The sequence below is a fragment of the Streptomyces sp. MGP-BFMKR1 genome (assembly GCF_057766585.1).
In genome coordinates this window covers 4,684,589-4,711,133 of sequence record NZ_CM173408.1, presented here as the reverse complement: position 1 = coordinate 4,711,133, position 26,545 = coordinate 4,684,589, and the positions used below count along the sequence as shown (strand labels likewise).

The window sequence follows — 26,545 nt, the reverse complement described above, 5'->3', positions numbered from 1 at the left end:
GACGGAATGCGCGCCATCTGCCTGACCCTCCCGACCAACCGGCCCTCCGCGCCCATGGTCACGGCCATCTGCGCCGAGGCCGCCTACGCGGCGCGGCACTTCCCCGTCGAGGTACACGTCCTCGTCCTGGACTCCGCCGCGCCAGGCGCCCGCGCGGAGCACGCCGCCGCGCTGGCCGCCGTACGCCCCGCGCCCGGGGTCGTCACGCACCACCTCGACGAGGACGCCCAACGCGCCTTCCTGCGCGCGGCGATCGCACGCGCCGGGCTGCCCAAGCCCGAGCTGATGCTCGACCTCATGCTGCCCGCCGACGTCTCCTACGGCGCCTGCACCAACCGGGCCTTCCTCATCGCCGCATCCCTCGGCTGCTCGTCCGTCCACCGCCGGGACTCCGACAGCTCGTACCAGGAGCTGGCCGGCGAGCCCGTCTACCCCGTCCACCACGAGCTGACCTCGCTCGGCGAACGGGCCCGCGACGCCGCGCCCCGGGTGGACGCGACCGACCTCGACGCGGCGCACCTGGACAAGCCCGTGGTGCTGGTCGGCGCGTCGTTCGTGGGCGAACTGTCCGTGGACATCAGCGAGATCCGGCAGCTCGACGAGGACGTCTACCGCGACGTCGTCGGCCTGTGGGCGCCCGCCGACTGGAGCGCGGAGCAGAAGCGGGAGCTGGCCGACGAGTCGTTCACCGGCGCCGGCACCGCCCCCTTCACCGGCGACCACGCGCTGCTGACCCTCGTGGACCCGATGCGCCTGGACATGTGCAACATCAGCTTCCAGCAGGTGCACGAGCGGGTGCCGCTGCCACCGGCGACCAACACCATCGGCAGCGACTACTTCCTGATGCACCTGGTGCACGACGCGGCCCTGCCCGGCGTCCTGCACAACCGGCACATCGTGAACTTCTACACCACGGAGCGGCGCACCGACGCCGGCTTCATGGCCTACCAACTGCGCTTCACCAAGTTCTTCCTCTCCATGCTCTACCTCAACGCCGTCTACGCGGCCATGGCCGAGGCCGGGCCCGCCCTGCTGGACGACGCACACCAGGTGCGCGCGGAGCGCGTCAGCGAGCTGGTCTGGGACAGCACCCGCCTGCCGGTGACCGAGAACGAGGAACGGCTCGACGTCCTGGAGCGCTCGTACCGCACGCTCGGCGGCCGGTACGCCACCTTCGCGCAGTCCCTCGCGCCGCGCCGCCAGCAGTTGCTGGACGAGGCCCGCCACGACATGGAGGACTTCGCACGGCTCATCGACGCGTGGCGACCCCTGGTGCGGGCGAGCCAGGCCACGCGCATCCACCCGCTCGACCGGTAGACCCCCGGGGCCATCCACATGTACGTCAACGTCACCGCACCCCTGCGCGCCGCCCTGGCGGCTGCGACCGAGGACCAGATCATCTACGACCTGGCCGGCGTGGCGCGCCGCCACGCGACCCTGCTGCGCGAACTGCCCGGCGTCCGCGTCCGCTTCGCCATGAAGGCGTGCCCCGTGGACGAGGTGCTCACCCGCCTCGTCCAGCAGGGCGCCGGCTTCGACGCGGCCAGCCCCGCCGAGATCGCGCAGGCCCTGCGCGCCGGCGCGCCGCTGGACGCCCTCCACTTCGGCAACACCATCAAGTCCGACCGGCACATCGCCGAAGCCCACCGGCTGGGCGTGCGCGACTTCGCCACCGACAGCGTCGAGGACGTACGGGCCATCGCCCGGCACGCGCCCGGCGCCCGGGTCTTCTGCCGGCTGGCCACCGACGGCGCGGGCGCCCTGTGGGGCCTGAGCCGCAAGTTCGGCTGCACGCCGTCGGACGCCGTACGCGTCATGGAGGCCGCCCGGACCGCCGGCCTCACCCCCGCCGGCCTCTCCTTCCACGTCGGCTCCCAGCAGATGACCGCCGAGGCATGGCGGGGCGCCATCGACCGGGTGGCCGGCGTGGTGACCGTACTGGCCCGGCGCGGCATCCACATCGACCACGTCAACCTCGGCGGCGGGCTGCCCGCGCCGCACGGCACCGACCGTGGCGGCAACCCGCTCGACCCGCCCCTGGACAAGATCTTCGCCGTCATCCGCGAGGGCATGCACCAGTTGCGCACCGTCGCCGGCGGACCGCTGGACTTCCTCATCGAACCGGGCCGCCACCTGGTGGCCGACAACGGTGCCATCCGCGCCCACGTCGCCCGCCTGACCGCCCGCGAGCAACGGGGCGGCGACCGCGCGCACTGGCTCTACCTGAGCTGCGGCAAGTTCAACGGCCTGTACGAGATGGACGGGTTGCAGTACCCGCTGCTCTTCCCCAGCCACCCCGAGGACGCCCCGCGCGTGCCCGCCGTCATCGCCGGGCCCACCTGCGACAGCGACGACGCGTACGACCCGGCCGGCGCCCCCGTCCACGTCCCGGCCGGCCTCGCCTCCGGCGACCCGGTGTGGATCGCCTCCTGCGGCGCGTACGCCACCAGCTACACCACCCAGGGCTTCAACGGTTTCAGCCCGCTGCCCTACACCTGGATCGACGGCGACCGCGCCGGCCGCGGCGCCCCTCACCCGGCGGCCCCACCGCTGGCGGCCCCGGTGGCGCTGGGCGAGGTGGCGTAGGTGAACGACGTCCGCATCCGCCCCGTCGCCGACGCCGACTGGCCCGCCCTGGCCGCCCTCGAGGAGCGCACCTACGCCGGGCTCGGGCTCTCCGAGGGCGAGGCCGCGCTGCGCTCGCGGGCCCGGGTCTCGCCCGCCACCTGCACCGTCCTGGACCGCGCCGGCGACCTCGTGGGCTACCTGCTCGCGCTGCCCTACCCGCCCTTCCACAGCCCCGACCTGTCCCACGCGGAGACGGTGACCGCCGCCGTCCCCACCCGCAACCTCCACCTGCACGACCTGGTCGTCGCCCCGGAGCACCGCGGGGCGGGCCTGGCCCGGCGGCTGCTGCGGCACCTGACGGCGGCTGCGCGGGGCGCGGGGCACGAACAGATCTCCCTGGTCGCCGTCGCGGGCAGCGCGCCGTTCTGGGCGGGGCACGGGTACCGCCCGCACCCCGAGGTGCCGCTCCCCGACAGCTACGGCGCGGACGCCGTCTACATGTCCGCGCCGGTGCCGGGGCGCCCCCCGACCCCCGGACGCGCCGGCGACGCGCGCCCCGGGACACCCGTGACCGACGAAGTGGGCTGATGCACATGTTGGGTGTTCGCGACGATTTCCGCCGGCGGCTGCTGGCGATCGCGGCGCTGTTCTGCGTCCTGGGCTTCCAGTACGCGACCTGGGCCGCGCGGCTGCCGGCGCTCAAGTCCGACCTGGACCTGAGCAAGGCCGAGGTCGGACTGCTGCTGATGGCGGCGGGTGTCGGCGCCGCGATCTCCTTCCCGCTGGTGGCCGTCTTGACCCGGCGCCTGGGCTCGCGGCGGCTGGCCGTCGTCTCGGGCCTGTTCCTCGGCGCGGTCCTGCTCGGCCTCGCCGCGGCACCCAACTACCCGCTGGCGCTGGCCGTGATGTGCCTCGACGGCCTCGCCGTCGGCTGCCTGAACGTCGCCATGAACGCCCAGGGCGCGGCCCTCGAAGCCCGCCACGACCGCACGGCCATGGCCAAGCTGCACGCCGTCTTCAGCGCCGGCTCGCTCTTCGCCGCCCTCCTGGCGTCCGGCATGAACGCGCTGACCGACTCCGTCGCCGCGCACTTCGGCGCCGCCGCCGCGATCATCGCCCTGCTCGTCGTCGCCACCCGCTCCCACCTGCTCCCCGACGAGGGCCCGGCCGAACAGGCCGGGGGCACTGCGGAACAGGCCGGGGACGCCGCCGAACAGGCCGGGAACGCGGGCCCGGCCGTCCCGGCGGTCGAGGGCGACACCGGCTCGACCGCCGACTCCCCGGCCACGGGCGCGACGCCCGACGCCGACGAGCCCGACACGCCGCGCCGCCGGCTCAGCCTGCCGGCCACGGCCACGCTGTGGATGGGCGGCGCCATGGTCTTCGGCACCGTCACCGAGGGCGCCATGAACGACTGGTCGGCCCTGTACCTGGAGGAGGTCGCCGGCGCCTCGGCCAAGGTCGCCCCGCTGGGCATCGCCGTCGTCTCGGTGATGATGGTGGCGGCCCGACTCTTCGCCGACGGCTGGCGCGCCCGCTGGGGCGACGGCCGCGTCGTCCGCGTCGGCAGCGTCCTGGCCGGCACCGGCCTCGCCCTGGCCCTGCTGGCCGGCGGCGTCGTCCCCGCGCTGCTCGGCTTCGCCTGCATGGGCCTCGGCATCGCCGCGGTCACCCCGTGCGTGTACGTCGCCGCCGCCCGCCAGGGCTCCGACGCGCTCGCCCTGGTCGCCGCCATGGGCACCACGGGCCTGCTGGCCGGCCCGCCGGTCATCGGCTTCATCGCCCAGGGCAGCAGCATGACCTGGGGCATGGGCGCGGTCGCGGCCTCGGCCGTCTTGGTCGCCGCCTGCGCCACCCGCATCCGCTGGACCGCCACGGCCCAGGACACCCGCAAGCCCACCGCCTCCACCCCCGCCGCCCCCGCCGAACCAGCCGCCGCCGAACCCGTCGAGCCCGCGGCCTCCTAGCCCCGAACGCACCTCACCCCTTCCCGCCCGCCCCCGCGCACGCGCCCGGAGGCGGGCGGGCCCGAAGGCAGGCCGGCCCGGAGGCAAGACGGCCCGGGGAGGGCGAGCGGGCCCGTCTCGTCGCCGCGCCGATCGCCTGGTTAGGGTGACCCACCGGGCGAGAACGCGCGGCAGCCGACAGGCCGACGGGAGGTGACACGTGCAGTCACCCGACCCCGCGGCCCTACGCGTCCCGGTCGGCGCCGACGCCCACCGCTGGACCACCCGCTCGCCCCTGCGCCGGGTCCTCCTGGTGGCCCACAACGTCACCTCGGCCGGCCGGCTGCTCGACGTACTGCCCCTGTTCCACGACGACTTCCGCGTCCAACTCCTCGTCACCACCACCGGCTCCTCCGCGTTCCAGGGCGGCCTCACCGACCTCTTCGCCGACCTCGCCCTCCCCGTCCTGCCCTGGCACCAGGCCCTGGCCACCCCCGTGGACCTCGCCATCTCCGCCAGCTTCGGCGGCCAACTGCCGCTACTCGACGCCAAGTTGACGGTGCTCTCACACGGCGTCGGCTACACGAAGAGACTCGCCACGGCCGACCACACGGGCACGGAGCCCACGTTCGGCCTCTCGCCCGAATGGCTGCTGGCCGACGGCGAGCCGTACGTCGACGGCCTCGTACTCTCCCATCCGGAGCAGCGGGAACGGCTGCGCCGGGCCTGCCCCGAGGCCGAGAAGGCGGCGGTCATCGCCGGCGACCCCGCCTTCGACCGGATGCTGGCCGCCCGCCCACACCGCGAGCGCTACCGGCGCGCGCTGGGCGTACGCCGTGGCCAACGGCTCGTCGTCCTGAACTCCACCTGGAACCCGGAGGGCTTCTTCGGCGACGGCGGCGGCCAGGACCCGCTGCCCGGCCTGCTGCCCCGGATCGCCGCCGAACTGCCGGCCGACGACTACCGGCTGGCCGCCGTGCTGCACCCCAACATCTGGCACGGCCACGGCCCCGGGCAGATACGCGTCTGGCTGGACCGGGCCCGGCGCGGCGGGCTCGCGCTGATCGACCCCGTACACGGTTGGCGGCAGGCCCTGCTGGCGGCCGACGCGGTCATCGGCGACTTCGGAGCGGTCAGCTACTACGCCGCGGCCCTCGGCACCCCCGTCCTCCTGGCCGCCCACGACCAACGGCGCTTGGACCCCGAGGCCCCGCTCGCCGACTTCGTACGCCAGGCGCCCCGGCTCGACCCCGCCGCCCCCCTGCGCCCCGCACTGGAACGCCTGCTCGCCGAGCACCACCCACTCCCGGGCCCGGCCGAGTTCACCACCTCGGCACCGGGCGCGTCGGCCACCCTGCTGCGCCGGCACTTCTACGCCCTGCTCGACCTCCCCGAACCCGCCACCCCCGCCCTCCTCGAACCGCTGCCCCTGCCGCCGTACGACCCACCCCACCGCACCGCGCCACTGCGCGTGCGCACCCGCGTGCGCGGCACCGACATCGGCATCGAACGCTCCACGGACCACCCGTACGCGGCCGGCGCCGCACAGCTCACCGCCCACCTGGCCGTCCACGAGGACACCCGCGACCCGAGCGACCTGGCCCTGGCCGACGTCATCGTGCGCGACGACCCCCCGGACGACCCCCGCCTCGGCGGCCCCGCCGCGTGGACCGCGGAGGTGCTGGCCCGCCACCCCCACGCCACCCTCGCCGGCTACGCGACCGGCCCCCACCACTGCGTGGCCCGCACCCGCACCCACGGCCTACTCACCCTCACGGCAACCCCGGACGCCGACGCCGACCCGGCCGCGTACGCCTCGGCCCTCCACGCCTGGCTGACCACCGGCGGCACGCTGCCGCCGGACGGCGCCACGCTCCGGGTGCACACGGCCGGCGGCGTGCACCCGGTACGGGTACGCCCGGCACGGCCCTACTCGGCGGGAGAGCCCCCGGTCACGCCACCGCCTGACAGCGGCGACGCAACTGGTCGAGGTAGCGGAGGTGGGGGGTAGCGCGCTGGGGCGTCAGGAGGCGCTCGGCCTCGTCGACCGCCGCCAGCGCGGCGCCCGTGTCACCCCCGTCGAGCAACGTCTCGGCGAGATCGGTCAGGGCACGGGCCTCGTTGTAGGGCTCGCGCTCGGCCCCGCTCCCACCCGCGAAGAAGTCCCGCGCCCGCTCCAACCTGACCCGCGACTCCGCCAGTCGCCCCATCCCGCGCAACGCCCGCCCCTGGTGCCGCGCGACCAGCGCGAGCGCACGCCCCAGGTCGCCGGCGCCCTCCTGCTCGGGCCCGACGCGCCGGTAGACGCGCTCCGCCCGCACGAAGTGCTCGTACGCCGCCTCGTACGACCACCGGTTCAGCCGCAGCAGCCCCTGCATCTCCACGCACGACGCCTCGCCCAACAGGTGCCCGGCGGCGCGCTCAGCCAGGAGCGGCCGGAAAGATTGGTCTGGAGTACCGCAGTCGCTAGTGGGAGACAGACGAACTCATCTACGGCGGTGTCACTCCGACTGACAACGACCTGTTCACCATCTGGCACCCCTCGCACGGCTGTCAAGGAAGCCGTGGAACCGTCACAGCTACTACAACGCGTTCGAAGCAGCCGAGGCGTACGGCAAGCTTTCCACGCCGATCGAGAGCAGCGGGCGGTGAGCCAGGGCGTGAAGATTCACGGCGAGACATACCGCACCGCGCTCGCCTCCTCATTCAGCGTTGCCTGGCACCGCACCCCGTTCATCGGAGACGGCTGGCCGGCTCGCCCTCGCAGACCAGGCCGGAGTACCGGACGCTAAACCAACCGGCAGGGCACGCCTACTTCGCCGGGGACTGGCTCAGCCACCCCATTGCCTGGCAGCACGGGGCACTGACTTCGGCCCGCAAGGTCGTTACGGACATCCACACGAGGGTCCTGGCCGGGTGATCGTCAGCCGCCTCCCGCGCGCACGTCAGCGCCCCCGAATAGCACCGCGTCGGTAGCCCCTACGGGCCGGAGGCTACCGATGGCGCCAGAGGCCACTGGCCACCATCACGGGCCGCCCCATGCGTCATTGGCCGCCGCGTGAAGGGCGGGCACACCGCGGTCGAGGGGGAACGGAGCCTCGGGCACTCCAGCCCTCGTTGCACTGCCCGACGAAGCTCTCCAGGAGATTATCGGGGGGACGGCCCTTTCCCTGCTCATCTACTCCCCCAGAGCGCGGTCGACGCCTGCAAGCTGGAGCGTGTTTCCAGTTTCCTCTTCTCGTCGAAAGCAGGAAACATCCAACTCGCCAGCTAAGCCCGTGGGATGCTTCCTCTGATAAGGCACTGCCCATACTTACAACCGATCACCTAGCTGTCCATCCGTAGCGCCGAAATGCCTCACAAGCTATGCCCCTCACAGTCTCATCGACACGTCACTGTCGACGTGCCACGCAACAGAGGAACTAGGAATCATGAAAAGGGAAACTCTCAATTTCGGTAGCGAGCTCCGCCGGAGGCGTAACGAGAAGAAAATCACCCTAGGCGCTCTCTCCGAAAAGGTGTTCTGCAGCCCAGGCCACCTCAGCAAGGTAGAGACGGGAAAAACTAAAGCAAACCTTCGATTGGGTATGCTTTGCGACGATGCGCTGGAAGCACATGGCGAGCTAGCAGCGCTCCTTGAGGTCAACGAACCAATGGGGACACGTCCCGTCGACATCAATTCGATTTCTGGCCTCCCTGCTCCACCCTCTCATTTCGTAGGACACTCGCAGGAGCTGAGAAGCATCGCGGGTCACCTCACTGGCGCGCTCGAAGGTAACCTGTGCGTAATCAGCGGTATGGCCGGCGTGGGGAAGACCGCTCTGGCGCTACAGGGAGCCTGGGAATCGTCGGAGTCTTTTCCCGACGGGTGCGTCTTCCTCGATTTAAGCGAAACGTCGCCGCACGGCACGCGAGAAGTGCTCAGCTCCTTGCTTCTGCTGATTGGCATCCCTGAAGAACGGCTTCCTGCCCGGGCCGATGCCCTGGCCAACCTCTGGCGAAGCAGGACTCGCGGCAAGCGCCTGCTGCTCGTACTCGACAACGTGCGCAGTGCGGCGGACGTCGCTCCGCTCCTCTCGTCCGAGCCGGGCTACAAGGTGATCGTCACCAGTCAGAAACGCCTCAGCGCTCTCGATGAGGCGACGCACGTGCCCGTGGGGGTGCTGACCGATGCGGAGGCCGGGGCGTTGTTCCGTACGGCCGGAGGGGAGCGGGCAGCATGCGCTCCCGAAGCAGTGGTCCGCGCCGTCGTCGAGCACTGCGGCCAGCTACCACTCGCTATCCGAATCGCCGCCGCCCGGCTCCGTAGCGGATCGATGCGGAGCGTGGCCGAGCTCGAAGTGAGGCTGTCGCACGAGGCTCACAGGCTTGAGCTGCTCGATGACGGTGACCGCAGCGTGACCGCTGCGCTCACCGTGTCGTGCCACTATCTGAGCGGGGAGCAGCGTCGGGTTCTCGCGCTGCTGGTATTGCATCCAGGGTCGGGCATCGACCTTCACGATGTGGCGGTCCTGGCAGACATTGACCCGCTTCGCGCGACAACGCTCGTGGACAGCCTTGTGGACGCTCACCTGGTGAAGCACGAATCGTCGCGCCGTGTGACCATGCATGGTCTCGTACGACAGTTCGCCCGGGACGAACTCCTAGCCCATGTACCGGTAGAGGAGCAGCACGCTGCCCTTCGGCGTCTGTTGGAACATAGTCTTCGTCTCGCAGTGGCCGCAGACAAGTTGCTCACCCCCCAGCGCTTCCGGCCGCCAGTCATCCTTGATGACTTCCCCGAGGGAGCATGGGCGTTCAGCGATCGAGCAGCAGGCGTCCTCTGGCTGGAGTCGGAGTGGCGGAGTCTCGTTGCGCTGTGCGGGACAGCCGTCGAACTGGGTTTCCACTCCTTGTGTTGGCAGCTGGCATTCGCCCTGCGCGACTTCTTCTTCCTCACGAAACGGTGGGGCCCTTGGATCGAGACCCATACGAGGGCAGTCGCATCCGCTCGTGTGGCGGGGGCTCGTACGTGGCTGGCCATCAGTTTGAGCAACCTCGGCGTCGCACACTCGGACCGGGGCGATCTCACCATGGCTGTCGGCTATTTCAAACAGGCATTGGCGCTGTACCAAGAGGTGGGCGATGACGATGGTGTGGTGAACTCCGTCTCCAACTTGGCCTGGGCCGAGCTCTACCTGGGCGAATACGAGAATTCCATGGATGGCCTGCGTACGGCGCTGAAGTACTACCGGCGAACGGAGAACAGGCGGAATGCCGCCATTACACTCCGCGGAATCGCGCTGCTGGAGGCGGAGCTCCAGCTCTGGCCCTCCGCCGTCAAGCACGCACAGCAGGCCCGCGCCGAATTTCATGCCCTGGGACTGGAGCTGGATGCCGTGATGGCGGTGAACTGCGCCGCATGGGCTCATTTCCGATCGGGCGACCACCAGGCCGCCTCCGCCAGCTACAAGGAGGCCCTGGCCCTGGCCGAAAATTGTGCCAGCAGCTACGAGGGGGCACGTGCTCTGACCGGGCTCGGCAACATCAATGGGGCACGTGGACACCACGAAGCGGCGGCTGAGCTCTGGGAGCGCGCCGATGCCCTCTACGGCGGACTCGAACCAGTGATGCTCGGGGAAGCGCGTGTCCGGCTCGCGTCCTGATGTGACACGTCAGCTCTCCGATGCGGAAGTACTGGCAGGTCTCAAGGCGCTCCGCAAGGGCTTCGGCATCGAGGATCCCGGAGCCCTGAGCCGCACGGGCCGCGCCCTGCGACGAGCCGCCGGTATCACGGATGGCAAGGGGGCCGCGGAGGGGCGGGCCTTGCTCAGGGGCTACTTGCGGGAGCTGATCGACACGTTGCCACCAGACATGGCCGCGCTCGGTGTGGCAGCACTAGCCCTCGACGGACCCGGCAACGAGCGCTTCGGGCAACGGCTGATGCGGATCGCCGCGCACCTCGACCGTGGCCCCCGAACCGCACGTCGGCGTGTCGACGAGGTATTCGAACGCCTGGCGGAGACGGCGACGGTGGCCGCCTCACGGAACGCGCACCGGGCTGGTGAGCACGAGGTTTTGGAACGGACCGGTGACGTCCATCTGGGCCGCGCCCCCGGCTCGTGCTCCCCGATTCGCGGCGGGACGCTCGGCCGACGGGCCTGGGCTCCCCCCGCTTCTCGGTCCGGGCCCCGCCCGAGGTCAGTCGCGCAGGGGCGAGAACGGACTCCGATGACCGCCCTCATCGGCTTCTGCCAGCACGATCGCCGCTGCGTTCCTGACCGCGCTGTGCCGCTCAGGGACACCGCCGACACAGTCGAGGAGGAGTCCGGCGTCGGCCGCGACAATGCCCGCGGGCGAGGTCAGCCCTGCCCGCGCCAGACTGAGGTAGACAGGCCGGCCGAGCGGGATCTCCGTGTTCCAAGCGATGGGCACCAGACCCTCGACGATGCCCAGTTCGAGCTGGGTGGGCAAGGTGTCAGGCAGGTCGCCCAGATCGACGATCGGATGGATCAGCAGGGCGATCTCGATGACCGTCGCGATCACATCGGCGGCTCGCTGCGCCGCGTACTGGACAGGGCCGGGGAACTCCGGCCGCGTGAGTTTCGTCTGGTCGGCGATCGCGCGTTCGATGCCGGCGAGGCTGATCCCCTCCGCCCACATCAGACAGGCGACAGCGCGCCGGCCGGGGCCCACGCCGCTGCCGCTCCTGGAGGGCGGGCCGATAAGCCTGGAGCACACCGTCTCGGCGACACTGCGCTTCCTCAGCCATGCGGCGAGGCGGGCATGTTCCTTGTACGGAGAGCGAGGAACTCGAGCAAACCGGAAGTCGCGCAGTTCAGCGGTGAGTTGAGCGGCGCAGATCAGCGTGGCGCGGTTGACGCTGTCCGCGGGTACAGACCTCAGCGCCTCTGCAACGGAAGACACGGAGTCGACGCCGAGACCGCTTCGAACGGCCAGTTCCCCCAGTTCCGTCAGCAGGAGCCCGTGCGGCATCTCCCCGACTCCTGCCGGCGTTCCCTTGAGGAATCCGCCGGAGGTGAGTTCGCCCACCATGCGTCGGATCTCAGCACTCGGGAAGGGGTCCGGCGAACCGCTCGCCCTGGATTGGTGAGCGGCGAAGGTTGCCGCCAGGAACCGTTCGACGTCCGGCCCCGAGCGTCTGCGGGTGAAAGAAGCGGGTTCCGCCAGACTGGCGAGGAGCACACCGCGTACATCGATGGCCGGATCGAGCAGCGCCGACCGCACCGGCTCCGGTTCCCCCCGTACGTACCGTTGCCACTTCTGTTCCGCGTCAGCCCTGCCCCGCGCCAGGATGACGGCGCGCCCCGGCCGCTCCCTCCGGCCGGTCCGCCCCGCCCGACCGGCCATGTTCTTGTACTCGGCGACGGAATACGGCCGACCGTCCCCAGGGTGCTCCAAATCGCCCATGACCACGGAGTCCGCGGGCAGATTGACTCCTTGGGCCAACGTGGTCGTGGCCACGAGTACGCGCACCTCGCTCTCCTGGTTCCGGAAGGACTCCTCCAGCAGGTGCCGTTCCTCCGTTGTCAGGTCCGCGATGTGGAATCCCACCCCGCCCTCCAGACAGGTGCGCAAGAGGTCCGCCGTCCGCCCACCGTCCCCACTGGACAGTCTTGCGAGTGTCGTATGGGCAGGGGGCAGAGCGAGTGTGCCGGCGAGCTGCCGCGCAATCTCGCGAGCACCGCCACGTGTTGCCTGAAAGACGATGACCTGCTGGCCCTTCGCCACCAGTTCGGCCACCAACCGTGTCAGCTGGTGGCTCTCTCCGACCATCCCGGCCGGGTCCTCCGGCTGCACCAACTGCTCGGTCGACTCCGCGCCTTGCCGGTCCTGGTACCTGTGCAGACCGTCCGGTCCCATCACGCCTTCGAGCAGCTGCACATCCCGGCGAGTGATCGTCACGAGGTTCGCACGCAGCCAACGAGCGAACTCACGCGGTTGACCCAGGACCGCGGACAACCCCACGATCTGAGGCGTATCCGTGGAGCAGTCCCTCACCCGCAGCCAGGTGAGCAGGGTCTCCAGCAGCGGACCCCGCTCGGGCAATCCGAAGGACTGGATCTCATCGATGACCAGAGCACCCACGTTCAGCAGCCCTGGGCTCCTGGGCAACAGTCCGATGAACTTCTCATAGGTGAGAACGGCGAGGTCGAACTCGCCCTTAACCAACTGCGGCATCTGGTCGCTCAGCTCACCCGTGGCTCGGATCACTCTGAACCCAAGAGGTTCATAGCGCTGCCGAAACCCTTCGTACTGCTCACTGACCAGGGCACGGGTGGGAACCAGGAAGACCGCTTTCCTCCCGAGGGCAACCGCTCGCATGGCGCCCAGCTCGCCCACCATGGTCTTGCCCGTCGCGGTGGGGGCACTGACGAGGACGTTCATGCCTTCCAGCAGAGCGCCCTCGTTGATGGCATCGACCTGCAGGCGATTGAGCTTGCCCAGGCTTCTACCCCACGCTTCCAGGACCGGGCGCGGAATCCCGTATGCCTCGAGCGACGAGAGGTCCGCGGTGGCGGGCAGCGGCCTTGTCGCGTCAGCAGTCGACAGATAGCGCGCACCCCGCACGAAGACATGCAGAGAGAAATTCGAGGAACTGCCGCCCAAGACGGGCTTCTGGGCCTCGTGGCCCTTTCCCCGCCCGTGCGAACTCACACTCTTCGAGACATAGTGAGCCAACTTGAAGATATGCACCTGGCCGTCGTCGACAGCATCAGGGTGGCCGAGCAGTCCCTGAATGAGATAATGACTGAGCAGTCCATGGCGAACGTTCTGCTCTTCGAAGGCTTCTTGGTCCCGGCCTGCGGCGGCGATGACGAAATACCCATCTTTGCGCAGCTCTTCGAGGCTTTTCGTCGCCGAGACAGAGCCATTGCGGCTCGTAAAATCGTCGCGCGCAATATGGAGAACCTTGTCCGCGGCATGACCCGAGAAGCAGCAGTCCAGCACCAGGAGCAGCGCTCGCGCCGGAATTCGACGGATCACTTCGGCGAGATCATCCAGGGGCAGGGAGCCCTTGTTGGCATCGTCTGGCGAGACATCGTACGCGGCCAGAGCGCCACCGAGGACGCCATGCCCGGAGAAGGCGATCACGACAAAGTCCTCATCCGTACTGACCTCTGCCAGGCACCGCAGTTCTGCTACGAGCCTCTCCTTGGTGGCATCGCTGTCGAGGAGCAGGGTCGACCTTCCCTCAAGGTTGTCATCGAAAAGCGCACGGAGCGCGACAGCATCGCGCTTCGCGAATCGCAAGCTCCCAAGATCCGACTCGTAGTAGTCGATACCAATGAAGAGCCCGTAGAACGCCATCCCACTCCTTCAAACAGTCAGCCCCCGCTGTCGATACATTCCCGTAGGCTCCAGGAGGACGTCGGGAGAAACGTACGATACGGCAACTCGATCAGGGAGGGCAGGGAAATTCAAGAAACCGGAAGTGCACCGAAGCCCCCCAAGAGGAAAGGGTCATGATCATTTCGCCTGGTCTCGAGGAACCACCCACAAGTGGCGGCCTTGTTCGCATCAAACTCGCCAATGTACGAGGCATCGAAAGGCGGTGCCCTCAAAGGCTGGCGGCTCAGATACGTCCCGACACTCCCCGCCCTCGCCGCCCCACGACCGTCCGTCCCCTGGTCTCATGGGCTCCAGGCCCTCTCCACGCCGTACTGGACCTTGTCGAGTTCGAACACCTGGCTCCGGAAGATGCCTTGGCCACCTGGCGGTCCGCGCCCGGGCGCCCCGTTCACCCCGGACTCGCCAGGTGGACCGAGCACGCCGTCCACGGATATCTCGCCGCAGCCGCAGCTCTACCGGCCCCCGCCGACTCTCCCCTCGGGGAGCCTCTGGAGCCGGTGTCGCGTCTGTGGGCCCGGCAGCGTGGGCCCCTGAAGCCCGGCGCCCCGGACGTGTACGAGGAGATGGTGGACGACCGACGCTATGCCGGGCACGGAGTCCGTGAACTGCGCATCTTGCGTACCGACTCCGTGGAGAACCTGCCTCGGGACGATGTAGAGATCGCCATGGCGGTGGGCGTCCTGGCAAGTGCGCGCCCGGTGCTCTCCTCCCAGTGGGACAAGAAGCCGCTCCGGCTCGGGCCATTCGAACCCGCGCGACTAGTACGCCTCGTGGAGATCGGCTGCACCGACTCCTCCCACCGCGTCCTCTTCGAAGGCACTCCCCAAGAGGCGTACGCACGCTACGATTCGGCCGTCGAGACGCATATCGACCGGATGATCGCGGGTGGCTCCTACCGCCCTGGCAAGGACTGCGGCAGATGCGACGCCGTTGCCACCTGCCCCGCGGTCCCGTCCGCACCGGGCCTCCTCGGCATCAGCGGATCGGGGCTCCCGCGCCGCTCGTGGTCGATGACAACAGGGCGCACCCACCATCGCTGCCCGGCCCGTTCACACCTGGAATCTCTCTTCCTGCCGAAGGACGGCCTGGCCGAGGAGACCGATGCGACCGTGCGCGGCAAAGCCGTACACGCGTGGATCGAGAGCCGGCACCGTCGCACACCGCAGCGACCCTGCGCAGCCGACGATGTACCAGGCCCACCCGAGGCATGGCAGTACGAGGGATGGTCGTTGACCGGGCTCCAGGCCCGACTCGGCATCCAGATGATTGGTGACCACTCCCTCGTCTGCCCCTTGCGAAACCGGCCCGAGGACGTGGAGGTCCACCCGGAACTGTCAGTCGCCGTATACGACCCGGATGCCGACACGGTCGTCGTCGCCAAGACCGACCTGCTCTACCGCGTGGGCGATCGGTGGACCTTGCGCGAGACGAAGACCAAGAGGGTCCTCGACGAAGGAGACCTGCTGGATCAGTTCCCTCAACTCGCGCTGGCCGTCTTGCTCGCCCGGGCCGGAACTCTGCCTGGGAACGGACACTGCGCGGTGGAAATGGAACGGCTGACCGCCAGCGGTCCCGTCGTGACCGAAATCGATACCGCCGCCCCGGATGTCGTCGCGCGGGCCAGAAGCGTCCTGGAACCGTACGTCACGCCGTGGCACGCCGACGCCCGGTACCCGGCTAAGGCGGGCAAGGCATGCGAAGACTGCCCGTTCACGCGCTGGTGTCCCGACGCTACCGAGAGGAGGGGAACATGACCCACTGGCTGACCGGTCCACGGGACGAACTGGCGGAGCGCGCCCACCGTGTGGTGGCCGCAGCCTTGCGAGCCGCCTACGCGTGGACGGTTCGACACCGACAAAGCGACGCCATGCGGGAGGTCGCGAGAATGACCGGTGTCGTCATGGAGGCACACGGGCCCGGTCTCGGCCCGACGACACCCCTGGACTTCATCGCCTCGCTACGGCAGCGTCTCGGGCTGATGCCGGTGCTCGCCACGAACGCGGACGAGGCGATCGCTCGGACGGTGCTACTCGACGGCGAGGATCGGCTCACCTCTGACGCGTACGACCTGGCGTGCGAGTACGCACTGCCGGTGGGCGGACCATCCGCATCGGCATGGCTGCCCACCTGGACGAGAATGCGCTCCGACCGAATTCGTGACGAAACCTTCAAGACGCTGATCGAAGGCAACGGCCAGGAGGGATACACAGCTTCGCGCCGCTTCCTCATCGAGCACCCCGCCGGTTCAACCGTCGAACTACGGGCACTGGTCAGCGAGACCGGAGTGAAGCTCCCCCCACGGGGATACACCGACATCCCGGCCGATCACCTCCATCGGTCGGCCGACGGCGAGACATGGTGGTGGCCGTGCCCCGTGTGCCACTGGCCGATGGCGGTGACCGGTACGACCGTACGCTGCCGGTACGTCCCCCACGCCAACGTCTACCGACTGGTCGAGGCCAAGACGTCCCGGTCCCGCCCGGCTCTGAGGAGAGTCGACGAAGGACGGCCGCGATCAGCCACGCCAGCGGTCCGGCGGGGCGCCGGCTCCCGGTGTGTGGAATACGGCGTCTGGCGATTCGTCGTCGTTCCCGGGGCGAGCGAGCTCCGCGTCAAGCAGCGCCTGGAGAAGCTCGGCGCGACCGTCGAGCTCTGGCCCAAACTCGACCGGTACGACCTGCACGTCAGGGCAGGCGGCACAGAGTTCAAGATCGACATCAAAGAGTATCGCTCTCCCCACCGGCTGATCGCCGACCTCCGGGCGAAGGCCCCCAGCGCCCGGATTCTCCTGCCGCAGACGCACGAGTATCAGTGGGAAACCCTGAGGGTCTCCCTGCCGTCCCTGCAGATCACCACCGAGACGAAGTTCCACGCCGAAGTACGACGAGCGCTGAGGACACCACGAGCATGACCGTGCCCGGCTCCGAGAAGGTGTTCCCCCGCATCATGGGCGCCGCGATCGGACTAGCCGCCAGCTTCTTCCCTATCGAGGACAGCGGTGGATTCAGACGTACGACCACTCGTGACGACGTGCTCTACGTGCTGGACGGCCACATCGCGGACTGGTCCGGCTGGCATGACCTCACCGACGCCGACGCGCAGCGTTTCACCAAGCTGCTGCGCCGGCGCCCCAACCAGATGGCCAACGCGGAAGCCGCGGGCCCCATCCTCGACAGCCTGCTCAGCAGTGGCCAGATCCCCGGTTGCAGCCTGGCCGACGACGGCCAGGAGGAGAGCGGCGGGCAGATCTCCGTGGACCCCGGCATGCCGCTCCCCGCCTACGTCGACGGCTTCCTGCGGCAGCTCGACGAACTGCACGCGGCGAAAAACCGTGTGCTCGCACCTGCCCAGGCGGGTGCGCACATGACCACGACCGGCATCACCGGCCCGGACGGCCACCAGCAGACATTCATCGATCTCCACTACGAGATCCAGCCCCACCATCTCGACACCGGGCATCCGTTCCCCGTGGTCCGCGATGCGCCGGCTCTCGGGAACTGCTGGGTTCCCTTCGATGAGTTGAAGGAGATTGCCCAGCGCATCGACCTAGACGAGCAAGAACTCGGCAAAAGCGCCTACCACGAGAAGGCGGTGGACCGCTTCGCTCAGCGTATTCGCTCTCGCGGCAATGAGAACGTTAAGGGGCTGGACCTGACGGCCGGCAACCTCAATGAGCTCCTCGCCTATACGGGCTTCGGCAAGTCGGTCGTCCTCATCGAGACCTTCGCCTGCTGGGCCGTTCGTCGGCAGATCTCGGTGGCCTTCGTCCTGCCGACCAACGCCAACGTCGTGCAGGCCGTCCACGGCATCGAAAGAGCCATGAAAACGTACGGCGTGGAGCCGAGGGGCGGAGTCGTACCGCTCGTCTCACCCCGGTCGCTGATCAAGGTGGCCGAGACCGCAGCCGCTCGTGCCACCGGGGACGGCCCGGACGCGGATTGGATCTGGAAGCGATTCGGATACGGCTGCGCACTCGCCGCGCTGGCGGGATCCGACGAGGCTATTGACCGGTGGCAGCCGGGCAGTGAGCCATGCGCCAAGCTGCGAAAACCGTCCCAGGGCCGCCGGAAGGCCACTACGGTCTCCTGCCCTTGGCGGACCACATGCGGACGCTATCGGGCCGTTCGTCAGGCATGCACCGCGGATGTCATCGTCACCTCTCATGCGAACTTGTTGCTCGGAGTGGTTCAGGCACCGGTGGAGGGTGGTTACGGCGGTGATGACCGCTTGACCGTGGAGGAGTTGCTGATGCGACGCTGTCAGATCGTCGTCATCGACGAGGTGGACAGCTTCCAGAACACGGCGATCGACCATGCGGGCCGTCATCTCGTCCTTGACCACGCGGGACGGACTAACACTCCCCTGCGCAAATTCGATCAGGACTTCGCGGCGACGTCAGGACGGCTCAGGGACGAAGTCGATGCCAGTGTCCGCGACGCCTATCTGACCCTTCGCTATCTGTCCGAGAACTATGTCAGCCACCTGACCTATGAGCGCCTCGGTGCCGCGACTCCCATCAAAGGGCGTCGCCCGCGCGGGCCGGGTCGCTACTGGATGGTGCCTCGGCGGTGGGACAACTGGCTGACCGCTCGGCTTTTCGGACTCGATACCGAGGAGGTCGACACCAAACAACTGGAGATGTTCCGCTCGCTCTTCCTCGACGAGATGCCCCCTCACGACGACGAACCCAAATCCTTCGGAGCCGCCCGGAAGCACCTCGCATCGGTGGTCACCGGAGGCTCCGGAGGGCTGTCCCTACCCATGGCACGGGACGCCCTGGACCAACTCGTCAAGGACCTGCCCGAGGAGCACCGGGCCCGGGTCGTCAACCGGATCCTCCGCCGAGCCATTCTCGAACGCATCAGGATTTTCCTGCACCAGCTCATGGCGAACAACGCCCAACTGGTCGACATCGGAGTCGAATCCGCCCAGGACATCGCGGACGCCCTCGGCACCTACGGCCGTTGGCGCATCACGCCGACCGGCCCCTTGGGAAGACTCGTCTTCGCCTTCACCGAGTACTACGACGACACGGGAGGGCAGGCGGCACGTCTGTCGACGGCAGCGTTCGGCGGTGATCCGCACACCTACACCGTGGGGCTCGGCGACACCACCGCCCTGGGCCACGCCGGAGTGCGCCGCATCGTTCTCGGGATGTCGGCCACCTCATACTTTCCGTACGCGCCGCACCACCACATCCACACCACCCCGAAATGGTGGGTGGCGGACGAGCAGAAGGATGCCGTGCGCGTCCTCCCGGCACGGATCGATGGCGACGAGGGCCGACCGCGCCGGATCTCCGGTCTGGAGGGAGCCGAACGTGCCATGGCGACCCAGCAGATCGCCACGGCGTTGTGGGGCCAATACCTACGGCCCGAACTGGAACGGCTCACAACCGAGAAGCCAGGGCGCGCCCGTGTACTTCTCGCCACGACGTCCTACGAGGCAGCACGGCACGTCGCGGAAGGTCTGTTCACCGCTGGTGTCGACGCCACTCGCATCTGCCTGGCGGTGCGGCCGGGCTCCTATGCGGACGGCCAAGAAGCAGCCGTGGACGTCGGCCGATGGCGGGAACTACCGGCCGACCGGTTGGAGGGCTTCCCCGCCGTCGAGGGAGCCGACATCCTGATCGCCCCCCTGGCCAGGGTGCAACGGGGGGTGAACATCATCGGGGAAGGTGACAAGTCCGCCCTGGGGTCGGTGTGGCTGATCGTCCGGCCGATCCCCCTGATCGACGAGCCGGCGGAACTCGTCGCTCACATCCAGGCACGAGCACTGCGCGAGCACCGCGGCCCGTCCAGCGACCCCCAGGCTCTGCTAGCACAACGCCGCAAGGTGGCCGGCCAATTCCTCGACGAGATCATCCGCCGCCCGCCCTACTTCCAGGCCCAGCCCCTCGACGTCAAGCTCAGCGTGGTGGCCGAGATCATCAATGGCGCCGTACAGCTCATTGGCCGTGCACGGCGTGGCGGCACCGACGCCACGCTGCATCTGGTGGACGGAGCCATGCTCGACCCCGAGGGCGGCACCGACCTGGCGACCCTGATTCTCAAGTTGCGGGACAGGTGGCGCAACGAGGGTGTCCTGCCCGCAATGCAGCGGTACTACGGCACAACCCTCAATGCCTTCTTCACATACGCGGAACACCCCAACGACGGAGGCGTCCAATGTTGATCACCCTCGCCTACCGCGTTCCACGGCAGGACATGGACTCTCTACTGGGCTCCATCACCGCCTACCCCCTCACCGCGGACTTCGAGGAAGCGTGGGCGGGCCTGCCCAAGCGGGAGAACCAGCGGCAACCGCGCTACTCTGCCCTGGCCACCGGGCTGATTGCCGCTACCGGACAACCCGTCAGGTTGTTCGGGGAGCGCGATCTCACGGAGGAAGAACAGTGCGCGGGCAGCCGCATGTTGCTCCTCACTAGTGACGCCGCTCTCGACGACCGGCTGCGGGTTGCTGTGCGAGCCTGGGAAAGACATATTTGTGACGGGATGAGGTCTCCTCTCCTCCCCGGGTTGCTGCCCGCGCCCGAGAAGGCCCGCTCCTTCGCGGACTTCGTGAAATTCCGTCCAGGCCGGGTTCCGGTCATGCCCGGCTGGGTGTTCCGTACGGCCGAGTGGCAGGTGATGCGGCAACTGGCCAGGGTGCCCCTGCGGATCGATGGCCGAGAGCCAGTCCGTCTATCCATGGATACCGACGGGTCCCTCTTGGCCTGGGAACCCGGCGATCTCCTCGCCAACCGTGCCGGATCGGCTTTCAGCATGCACAAGGTGACCGCACGACTCACCACGCGGGCCGGCGTCGAGGACCCCGTCCTCTGCTTCGACGCTCGACTTTCCAGGATCTCGCCCCAAGGGGACTGGGCGAAGAACGTGTGGATCGCGCGGAACGAGGACGGCTCTCCCATCCTCAAACTCCCGCTGCGGCGCCGCCTGGACAAAGAGACCGGCGAGTGGCGCAGCCATCTCGATCCCGCCATCGCGAAGATCATCGAGGCATGTCAGTTGTCAGCACTGGACATTCCGGATGAGCTACCACGCATTCCGGGCGCGATCAGGCCCCAGATGGCGAGCACCCGGTTCCATGCGCTGGGAAGCGGCCCCGGCCCCAGATTCATGCTTCGACTGCACGAACACATCATGTCCACTCTGCCCCTGCTCGTGCCGCTGCCCTACGAGGTGGACAAAAGGATCAGGCTCGCGCCTCGCGTAACGAGCTACCCTCCCGACGGCCTCCCCGCCTCCGCAGTCGGACCGAGCGGATTCCAGAAGGTCACTTTGGCCTGCGTCCACGCCACACCTGCGGGGCGCGACCGCATGCTGGCCGAACTCGAGGAGCTGACCGGAGGGCCTGTGCAGCCAGGGCCCGGGGGGCAGCTCACCCACGTCAACGCCCGCATGGACGTGATTACCCGCTACTGTCCGGAGCTGCTCGCTCATGACACCGTGAATCGTGCGGCCTCTCTTAGGTCGCTGAACCTTCCATCTGATGACGACCACTTGGTCGCGGCCTGGCTGGAGACCGAGTACCACCCCGACGCACCGCGTCCTGAGATCGATGCAAAACCGCATCTGAGGCGCCTGTTGGGGCACCTGGGGGTACCGACCCAGTTCCTTGCCACCGAGCCCACCGTTCTCCCGCCCAAAGTCAACCCGTCCAGTACCGAAACCAAGAAGCACTCCGCCCGGGCCGCCCTGCGCGACCTGCTTCGGGCCTCAGGAGTCCTGGACCGCCGGCTGCTGGACTCCGTGATCGCGGGCGGCCGACCCCACGGGCTCGCGAGGAAGGCTCTGCTGGTCGGCATCCACGCCCGCAGACAGCAGACGGGAACGGAAGGCAAGCCACTGGTTCTGACCCTGGTGGCGCTGTACATCGACCCCGATGACCTGGCGAGCTGCCAAGTGCTGGTCCACAGCGACCGGAGGCAGGCATGGGTGCGTGGCGCCGAGGGTGTGGCGGACTTCCACTCCGGCGCCATCGGAACCACCCGCTTCGGGCGCACAGGGGAGAAGACGGAGCTGACAAGGGATGTGATCGAAACCAGACTCGGCGAACTTCTCGCCGTGGCGCCTGACAGCACGCCCATGGTGATCTTCGTGGACACCCAGGAGACCCGGACTATCTGGCCGGGGCTGCAGAACGCACAGTTGAATGACGGTCCGCTCCCCGGGGACAAGCTGCGTGGAGGCGGTGCCGACGTCGCGGTCGTACGCCTGAACACCGAGCTCAGTGAGATCGGACGCCCTGTTACGCGACGAGAGAAGGCGAACATGCCGAGCGACCCGGCTAAGCCCGCCGCACCGGACCGCAAGGTGTACCGGCTCCCGAGCGCCGACGGGCGCTGCTGGCTCTTCGCCGGCCGATCCGCGTCGATCAAGGCCAAGGGCGGAGACCGGGGCGCTTCCTACACCCGATGGACTCTGCCCGACGGGCTCACCTCCCAGCTCGCCGTCCCGTGGCACTCGTACACAGGGAAGGAGATCGTGGTGGTGAGCCCGGGATCGTGGGCTCCTGAGCAGTTGGCGGGTCTGACGGCAAGCCTCTGCGAACAGGCCATCTCCTGGGACGAACGGACACAGATGCCCGTCCCGCTCCATCTGGCAACCGTCATCGACTACGACCACCCCGACTACCGGGTGTCGGGGGACGAGGATGCCTGAGGGCTCCGATACCGCCGGTTAGGACTCAGTACCGCTCAACGGCCTGAGCACTCCGACCGGCAACTGACCGAGCGGTGGCCGGGAGTGCTTCGGCACTCCCGTCATCGCCCGCAGCAGGTCATCGATGCCGTCCGGGGTGAGTTCCGTGACGTCGTAATGGTCCGCCGTCCATGGCTGCAGCATCTCGGGGATGTTGTCCACCAGTTCATGAGGCAGGACAACGGGCAACACCTTGGCAGTCCACTCGTCCCGGCACACGTGAAGCCGCTCATTAATGAGCCGTGACTCACTCCGGATCCCCGAATGCTCGCGCCCGCGCAACTCACCGTCGAATGCTTTGCGACAGATAGCGGAGGCAAGAACGATGACAAAATCGACCTCGTCGATGAGCTTCCTCGCCCACATGGCCCAGTCTCCGCGCTTGCCTTCTTCATAGCGGTCCATGTGCACGTCGACGCCATTCTCAACAAGCAGGTTGCCGAACTGCCTGGCAGTTTCCTTGTGTTGCGGCGAGTCGTGCGCGTAGCAGATGAAAACGGAAGGATGATATTCCTGGCTCTGCTCCTCGGTGGCGGCTGAGAGCGAAGGCGCCACGCCTCTCAGTCCCTCCCGAGGCGCAACCAGACTCAGCCAAAAATCGACTGGCACCTGTGTGGGCCGGTATTCGATATCCGGGAAGGCCGACAGATCGTATCGAGCGGAGCATGCAACGCGTTGCTCAACCTGTCCGGCGGGGGTGAGCAGGACTACCCAGGCTGCGTAGGAACCCGGACGCACGCCCGTCTCGTCGAGCGATACATGCCTCCACCGCACGCTGCTACCGCCAGCCCCGAACATGTCAACCCTGTCCGTCGTCGCTGGAAGCAGAACCTGCGCGGACGCATCGCCTTCACTCGGGACGAAATTCAGGAACCTGTTGAGCACGTAAGGCTTGGAGGTCTCCGGAGACGTACCGAAGCGAGGAAGAGCATCAATAACAACGGTCTGAGCGCCCGCCTCTCCGGAGAGAAATTCGAAAGAGATTTCGAACCACGGCATCCCCAGGTAGGCGGGGTCGATTTCGAGGTCATAATTGATCTTGATCAGATAGGCGTCATACGCCTCAAACATACCCACGGGGGCGTCAATGCGGTCCACCTGCCAGCTACGCAGATGCGTCGCGCCGACAGTGACACCATTCGGTGTTGCGTCCATCCTCCTACCGCCCTCGCGCACAATAGTGAGGTCGATGTCGACGCGCCTCTGCGGTTCCACTGGTGCACCTTTCGATGGTTCACTGCAATGGCGCCACACTAACGGCACTTCCCACCTCACAGCCCGCCGTCGCTCAAATGTCAGATATCTGTCAACTTTCGACCGACTCCAAATGAGTGGCACCTCTAGCAACAGCAGTATCAGCCAGCCCCCGCATGGAGCCGCGCTGTTGGACTCGACCACCAGAGCAGCTTCGCCACTACATTCCGCGACGTTCGGAATTCGCCACCACGGCAAAGACCAGCCGCACCGAACAGCCCGAAAGGCTCCCGTAGCGCGCCCACTGACCCAACAGGCATGCCAGCCTCGTACAGCCTCAGACACAGGGCCGAGCCAGGTCTCCGCCTCAGCAAAAATGGGCAATTCGCCCGACTACTCACGCGCTTCGCTCGAACCGCAGCCAAGTTGGTGCCGAAGCAACAGCAGCAACCTGTGCCTAAGTGCCAGGCCGCTGAGCTATCCCACGACAGGCGAGGGAGCACCATGGAGATCATGAAGGGCGACCGGACGCCGATGAAACGGCTCTGCTGGCGGCGCACCCTGCTTCGGGAGCACGTGACACGGGTAGACGTTAAGGCACCACAAGCCCGAGATCGCCAAGCCCAGGCCACGGACAGCACAAGCGGCGATCAAAACATCAGGTCGAAGCCTCGCGGCCTGCGAATCGACTACGGCGAGTGCATCTATAGCTTACGCATTGTGATGCACAGGCTGTGGATGGGCCGAATAGCCCGGACTCTGAGGTCGATGGCAACAGGAAACCCCAGGTCAATGACTATCTGACCTGGGGTTTGATGGAGCCGCCTTCGGGATTCGAACCCGAGACCTACGCATTACGAGTGCGTTGCTCTGGCCAACTGAGCTAAGGCGGCATGCCGTGCGAACCTGATCGGCGGCGACGGCGGAGCCAAGTCTACACAGTTTCGCGGGGTGCTCCGTACGAGGTGGTGTTCGGGGGCCCCGCGCAGGTCAGGCGGGTCGCGCGGGGCTGGGGCGATCAGGTGCAGGTGGTGCCGGGGGCGGGGAGCCGGCCCGTGAGGAGGTAGGTGTTGATCGTGCGGTCCGCGCACTCGCTGCCTCGCCCGTACGCCGTGTGGCCGTCGCCGTCGTAGGTCAGCAGGCGGGCCGAGGAGAGTTGGGCGGCCAGGGAGCGGGCCCAGCGGTAGGGGGTGGCGGGGTCGCGGGTGGTGCCGACGACCAGGATCGGGGCGGCGCCCCTGGCCTCGATGCGGTGGGGGCGGCCGGTGGCCTCGACGGGCCAGTAGGCGCAGCTCAGGGCCGCCCACGCCAGGGTCTCGCCGAAGAGCGGGGACGCCTTCCGGAAGGCGGGCAGGGACCGGCTGGCGTCGGCCGGGCTGTGGAAGGCCGGGGGCAGGTCGAGACAGTTCACGGCCTGGTTGGCGACCATGAGGTTGCTGTACGTGCCGTTCTCCGACCGCTCGTAGAACGCGTCCGACAACTGGAGCAGTTCCGTACCGTCCCCGCGGATCGCCTCCGCGAGCCCCGTGCGCAGCGCCGGCCACGCCCCCTCGTCGTACATCGCCGACATCACCGCCGTCGTGGCCAGCGACTCCGTCAGCGTCCGCCCCTCCTCGGTGCGCAGCGGCCGGGCGTCGACGCGGTGCAGCAGGTCGCCGAGGAGGCTGACGGCCTCGGCGGCGGCGTCCGTGCCCAGCGGGCAGTCCGCGCGCCGGACGCAGTCCGTCATGAAGGCCGTGAGCGCCGTCTCGAAGCCGGCGGTCTGCTCCAGGTTCATCTGCTCGGCGCCCAGTGACGGGTCCATGGCCGCGTCCAGCACGAGCCGGCCCGCGCGGCCAGGGAACAGCCCGGCGTACGTGGCCCCCAGGAACGTGCCGTACGACGCGCCCACGTAGGTCAGCTTCCGGTCCCCGAGTGCGGCACGCAGCACGTCCATGTCGCGGGCCGCCTCGCTGGTCGACAGGTGGCCGAGCAGCCGGCCGGAGCCACGCTGGCAGCCGCGGGCCAGCTTCTCGTACGCGCGCACCAGGCTCCGCTGCTCGGCCGCGTCGTCCGGGGTCTGGTCCGTCCGCACGTGGGCGTCCATCTCGCGGCCCGTCAGGCACCGCACCGGCTCGCTGCGCCCCACCCCGCGCGGGTCGAACGCCACCATGTCGTACCGGGCCCGCACCGCGCGCGGATAGCCGATCCCCGCGTACGCCTGGAGATAGCCGATCGCCGAGCCGCCCGGGCCGCCCGGGTTGACCAGCAGCGAGCCCAGCCGGCGCGGCCCGTCCGTGGCCCGCTTGCGGGAGACGCCGAGCCGCACGTCGCGGTCGGCGTCCGGCCGCTCGTAGTCCAGCGGCACCCGCAGCGTGGCGCACTCGAACCCGCTGGCCCCGCACGGCCGCCAGCGCAGGCGCTGCTCGTAGTAGTCCCTGAGCGGGGCCGGGACCGCCGGTGGCAGCGGGCGCAGGGCGGTGGTGGCGCGTTTCGCCCCAGGCCACTCGTCGGGTGGGCCCGTCTCGCGCGCCCGGGCGTCCGCCCGGCCCGCGCCGCCGCCGTCGCTCCCGCCGCGCCCACCGGCCTCGCCCGTCCGCCCGTGCTCGCTGCCGGACGGCGGCGAGGGCGGCCCCGGCGCGGTCGCTGTGGCCGCCGAACTCGGGGACGGGACGCCGCTCGACGAACAGCCGGAGACCAGCAGCGTCGCAGCCGCGACCACGGTCCCGGCCGTGCGGAACAAGCGACTCGTACCCATCGTCGACCCCTCAGTCGTACGCGGCGTGGACGCGCGTCAGCCGC

The 26,545-nt window shown here is 68.7% G+C and carries 14 protein-coding genes and 1 tRNA gene; 10 read left to right on the top strand and 5 right to left on the bottom strand.

Annotated elements, in window-relative coordinates:
* Positions 1–6: 6 nt before the first annotated feature.
* The 5 genes from AC3CHW_RS18315 (at position 7) to AC3CHW_RS18295 (ending at position 6,525) form a co-directional block, all read left to right on the top strand.
* On the top strand, positions 7–1,317 hold the full coding sequence (locus tag AC3CHW_RS18315) for a DUF6271 family protein (RefSeq protein ID WP_488467166.1): 1,311 nt from the start codon (positions 7–9) through the stop codon (positions 1,315–1,317).
* A gap of 18 nt (positions 1,318–1,335) precedes the next feature.
* A complete protein-coding gene (locus tag AC3CHW_RS18310) occupies positions 1,336–2,586 on the top strand; it encodes a type III PLP-dependent enzyme (RefSeq protein ID WP_488467165.1) in 1,251 nt (416 codons plus the stop codon).
* Entirely contained in the window at positions 2,587–3,156 is a 570-nt protein-coding gene (locus tag AC3CHW_RS18305) for a GNAT family N-acetyltransferase (RefSeq protein ID WP_488467164.1), read from the top strand.
* 5 nt (positions 3,157–3,161) lie between these two features.
* Positions 3,162–4,535 (top strand): MFS transporter, encoded by a 1,374-nt coding sequence (locus tag AC3CHW_RS18300; protein WP_488467163.1) that lies wholly within the window; start codon positions 3,162–3,164, stop codon positions 4,533–4,535.
* 199 nt (positions 4,536–4,734) lie between these two features.
* Entirely contained in the window at positions 4,735–6,525 is a 1,791-nt protein-coding gene (locus AC3CHW_RS18295) for a hypothetical protein (protein ID WP_488467162.1), read from the top strand.
* Here the strand turns inward: AC3CHW_RS18295 and AC3CHW_RS18290 are convergent.
* On the bottom strand, positions 6,467–6,898 hold the full coding sequence (locus tag AC3CHW_RS18290) for a hypothetical protein (RefSeq protein ID WP_488467161.1): 432 nt from the start codon (positions 6,896–6,898) through the stop codon (positions 6,467–6,469). The genes AC3CHW_RS18295 and AC3CHW_RS18290 overlap by 59 nt on opposite strands.
* 1,047 nt (positions 6,899–7,945) lie before the next feature.
* Between AC3CHW_RS18290 and AC3CHW_RS18285 the strand changes: the two genes are divergently transcribed.
* The gene (locus tag AC3CHW_RS18285) at positions 7,946–10,159 is read left to right on the top strand and encodes a tetratricopeptide repeat protein (RefSeq protein ID WP_488467160.1); all 2,214 of its coding nucleotides are present in this window, start codon (positions 7,946–7,948) and stop codon (positions 10,157–10,159) included.
* Positions 10,160–10,694: 535 nt separating this feature from the next.
* Here AC3CHW_RS18285 and AC3CHW_RS18280 read toward each other — a convergent pair.
* Positions 10,695–13,826 (bottom strand): DEAD/DEAH box helicase, encoded by a 3,132-nt coding sequence (locus AC3CHW_RS18280; protein ID WP_488467159.1) that lies wholly within the window; start codon positions 13,824–13,826, stop codon positions 10,695–10,697.
* A gap of 593 nt (positions 13,827–14,419) precedes the next feature.
* Here AC3CHW_RS18280 and AC3CHW_RS18275 point away from each other — a divergent pair.
* From AC3CHW_RS18275 to AC3CHW_RS18260, 4 genes are read left to right on the top strand one after another with little or no spacing between them, the layout of a single operon-like run.
* On the top strand, positions 14,420–15,622 hold the full coding sequence (locus tag AC3CHW_RS18275; RefSeq protein WP_488467158.1) for a PD-(D/E)XK nuclease family protein: 1,203 nt from the start codon (positions 14,420–14,422) through the stop codon (positions 15,620–15,622).
* Positions 15,619–16,779: a restriction endonuclease-related protein gene (locus AC3CHW_RS18270; protein WP_488467157.1), complete on the top strand. Its 1,161-nt coding sequence runs from the start codon at positions 15,619–15,621 to the stop codon at positions 16,777–16,779. Before AC3CHW_RS18275 ends, AC3CHW_RS18270 begins: the two co-directional genes overlap by 4 nt.
* Entirely contained in the window at positions 16,776–20,042 is a 3,267-nt protein-coding gene (locus AC3CHW_RS18265; RefSeq protein ID WP_488467156.1) for a hypothetical protein, read from the top strand. Before AC3CHW_RS18270 ends, AC3CHW_RS18265 begins: the two co-directional genes overlap by 4 nt.
* Positions 20,036–22,531, top strand: a complete 2,496-nt coding sequence (locus AC3CHW_RS18260) for an RNaseH domain-containing protein (protein ID WP_488467155.1) — start codon at positions 20,036–20,038, stop codon at positions 22,529–22,531. Before AC3CHW_RS18265 ends, AC3CHW_RS18260 begins: the two co-directional genes overlap by 7 nt.
* Before the next feature lie 18 nt (positions 22,532–22,549).
* On the opposite strand, the gene AC3CHW_RS18255 is transcribed toward AC3CHW_RS18260, so the two are convergent.
* From AC3CHW_RS18255 to AC3CHW_RS18245, 3 genes are all read right to left on the bottom strand, one after another.
* The gene (locus AC3CHW_RS18255) at positions 22,550–23,785 is read right to left on the bottom strand and encodes a toll/interleukin-1 receptor domain-containing protein (protein ID WP_488467154.1); all 1,236 of its coding nucleotides are present in this window, start codon (positions 23,783–23,785) and stop codon (positions 22,550–22,552) included.
* Positions 23,786–24,580: 795 nt separating this feature from the next.
* A tRNA-Thr gene (locus AC3CHW_RS18250) sits at positions 24,581–24,657 on the bottom strand.
* Between the two features lie 125 nt (positions 24,658–24,782).
* Positions 24,783–26,501 (bottom strand): alpha/beta hydrolase, encoded by a 1,719-nt coding sequence (locus tag AC3CHW_RS18245; RefSeq protein WP_488467153.1) that lies wholly within the window; start codon positions 26,499–26,501, stop codon positions 24,783–24,785.
* Between the last annotated feature and the right edge of the window lie 44 nt (positions 26,502–26,545).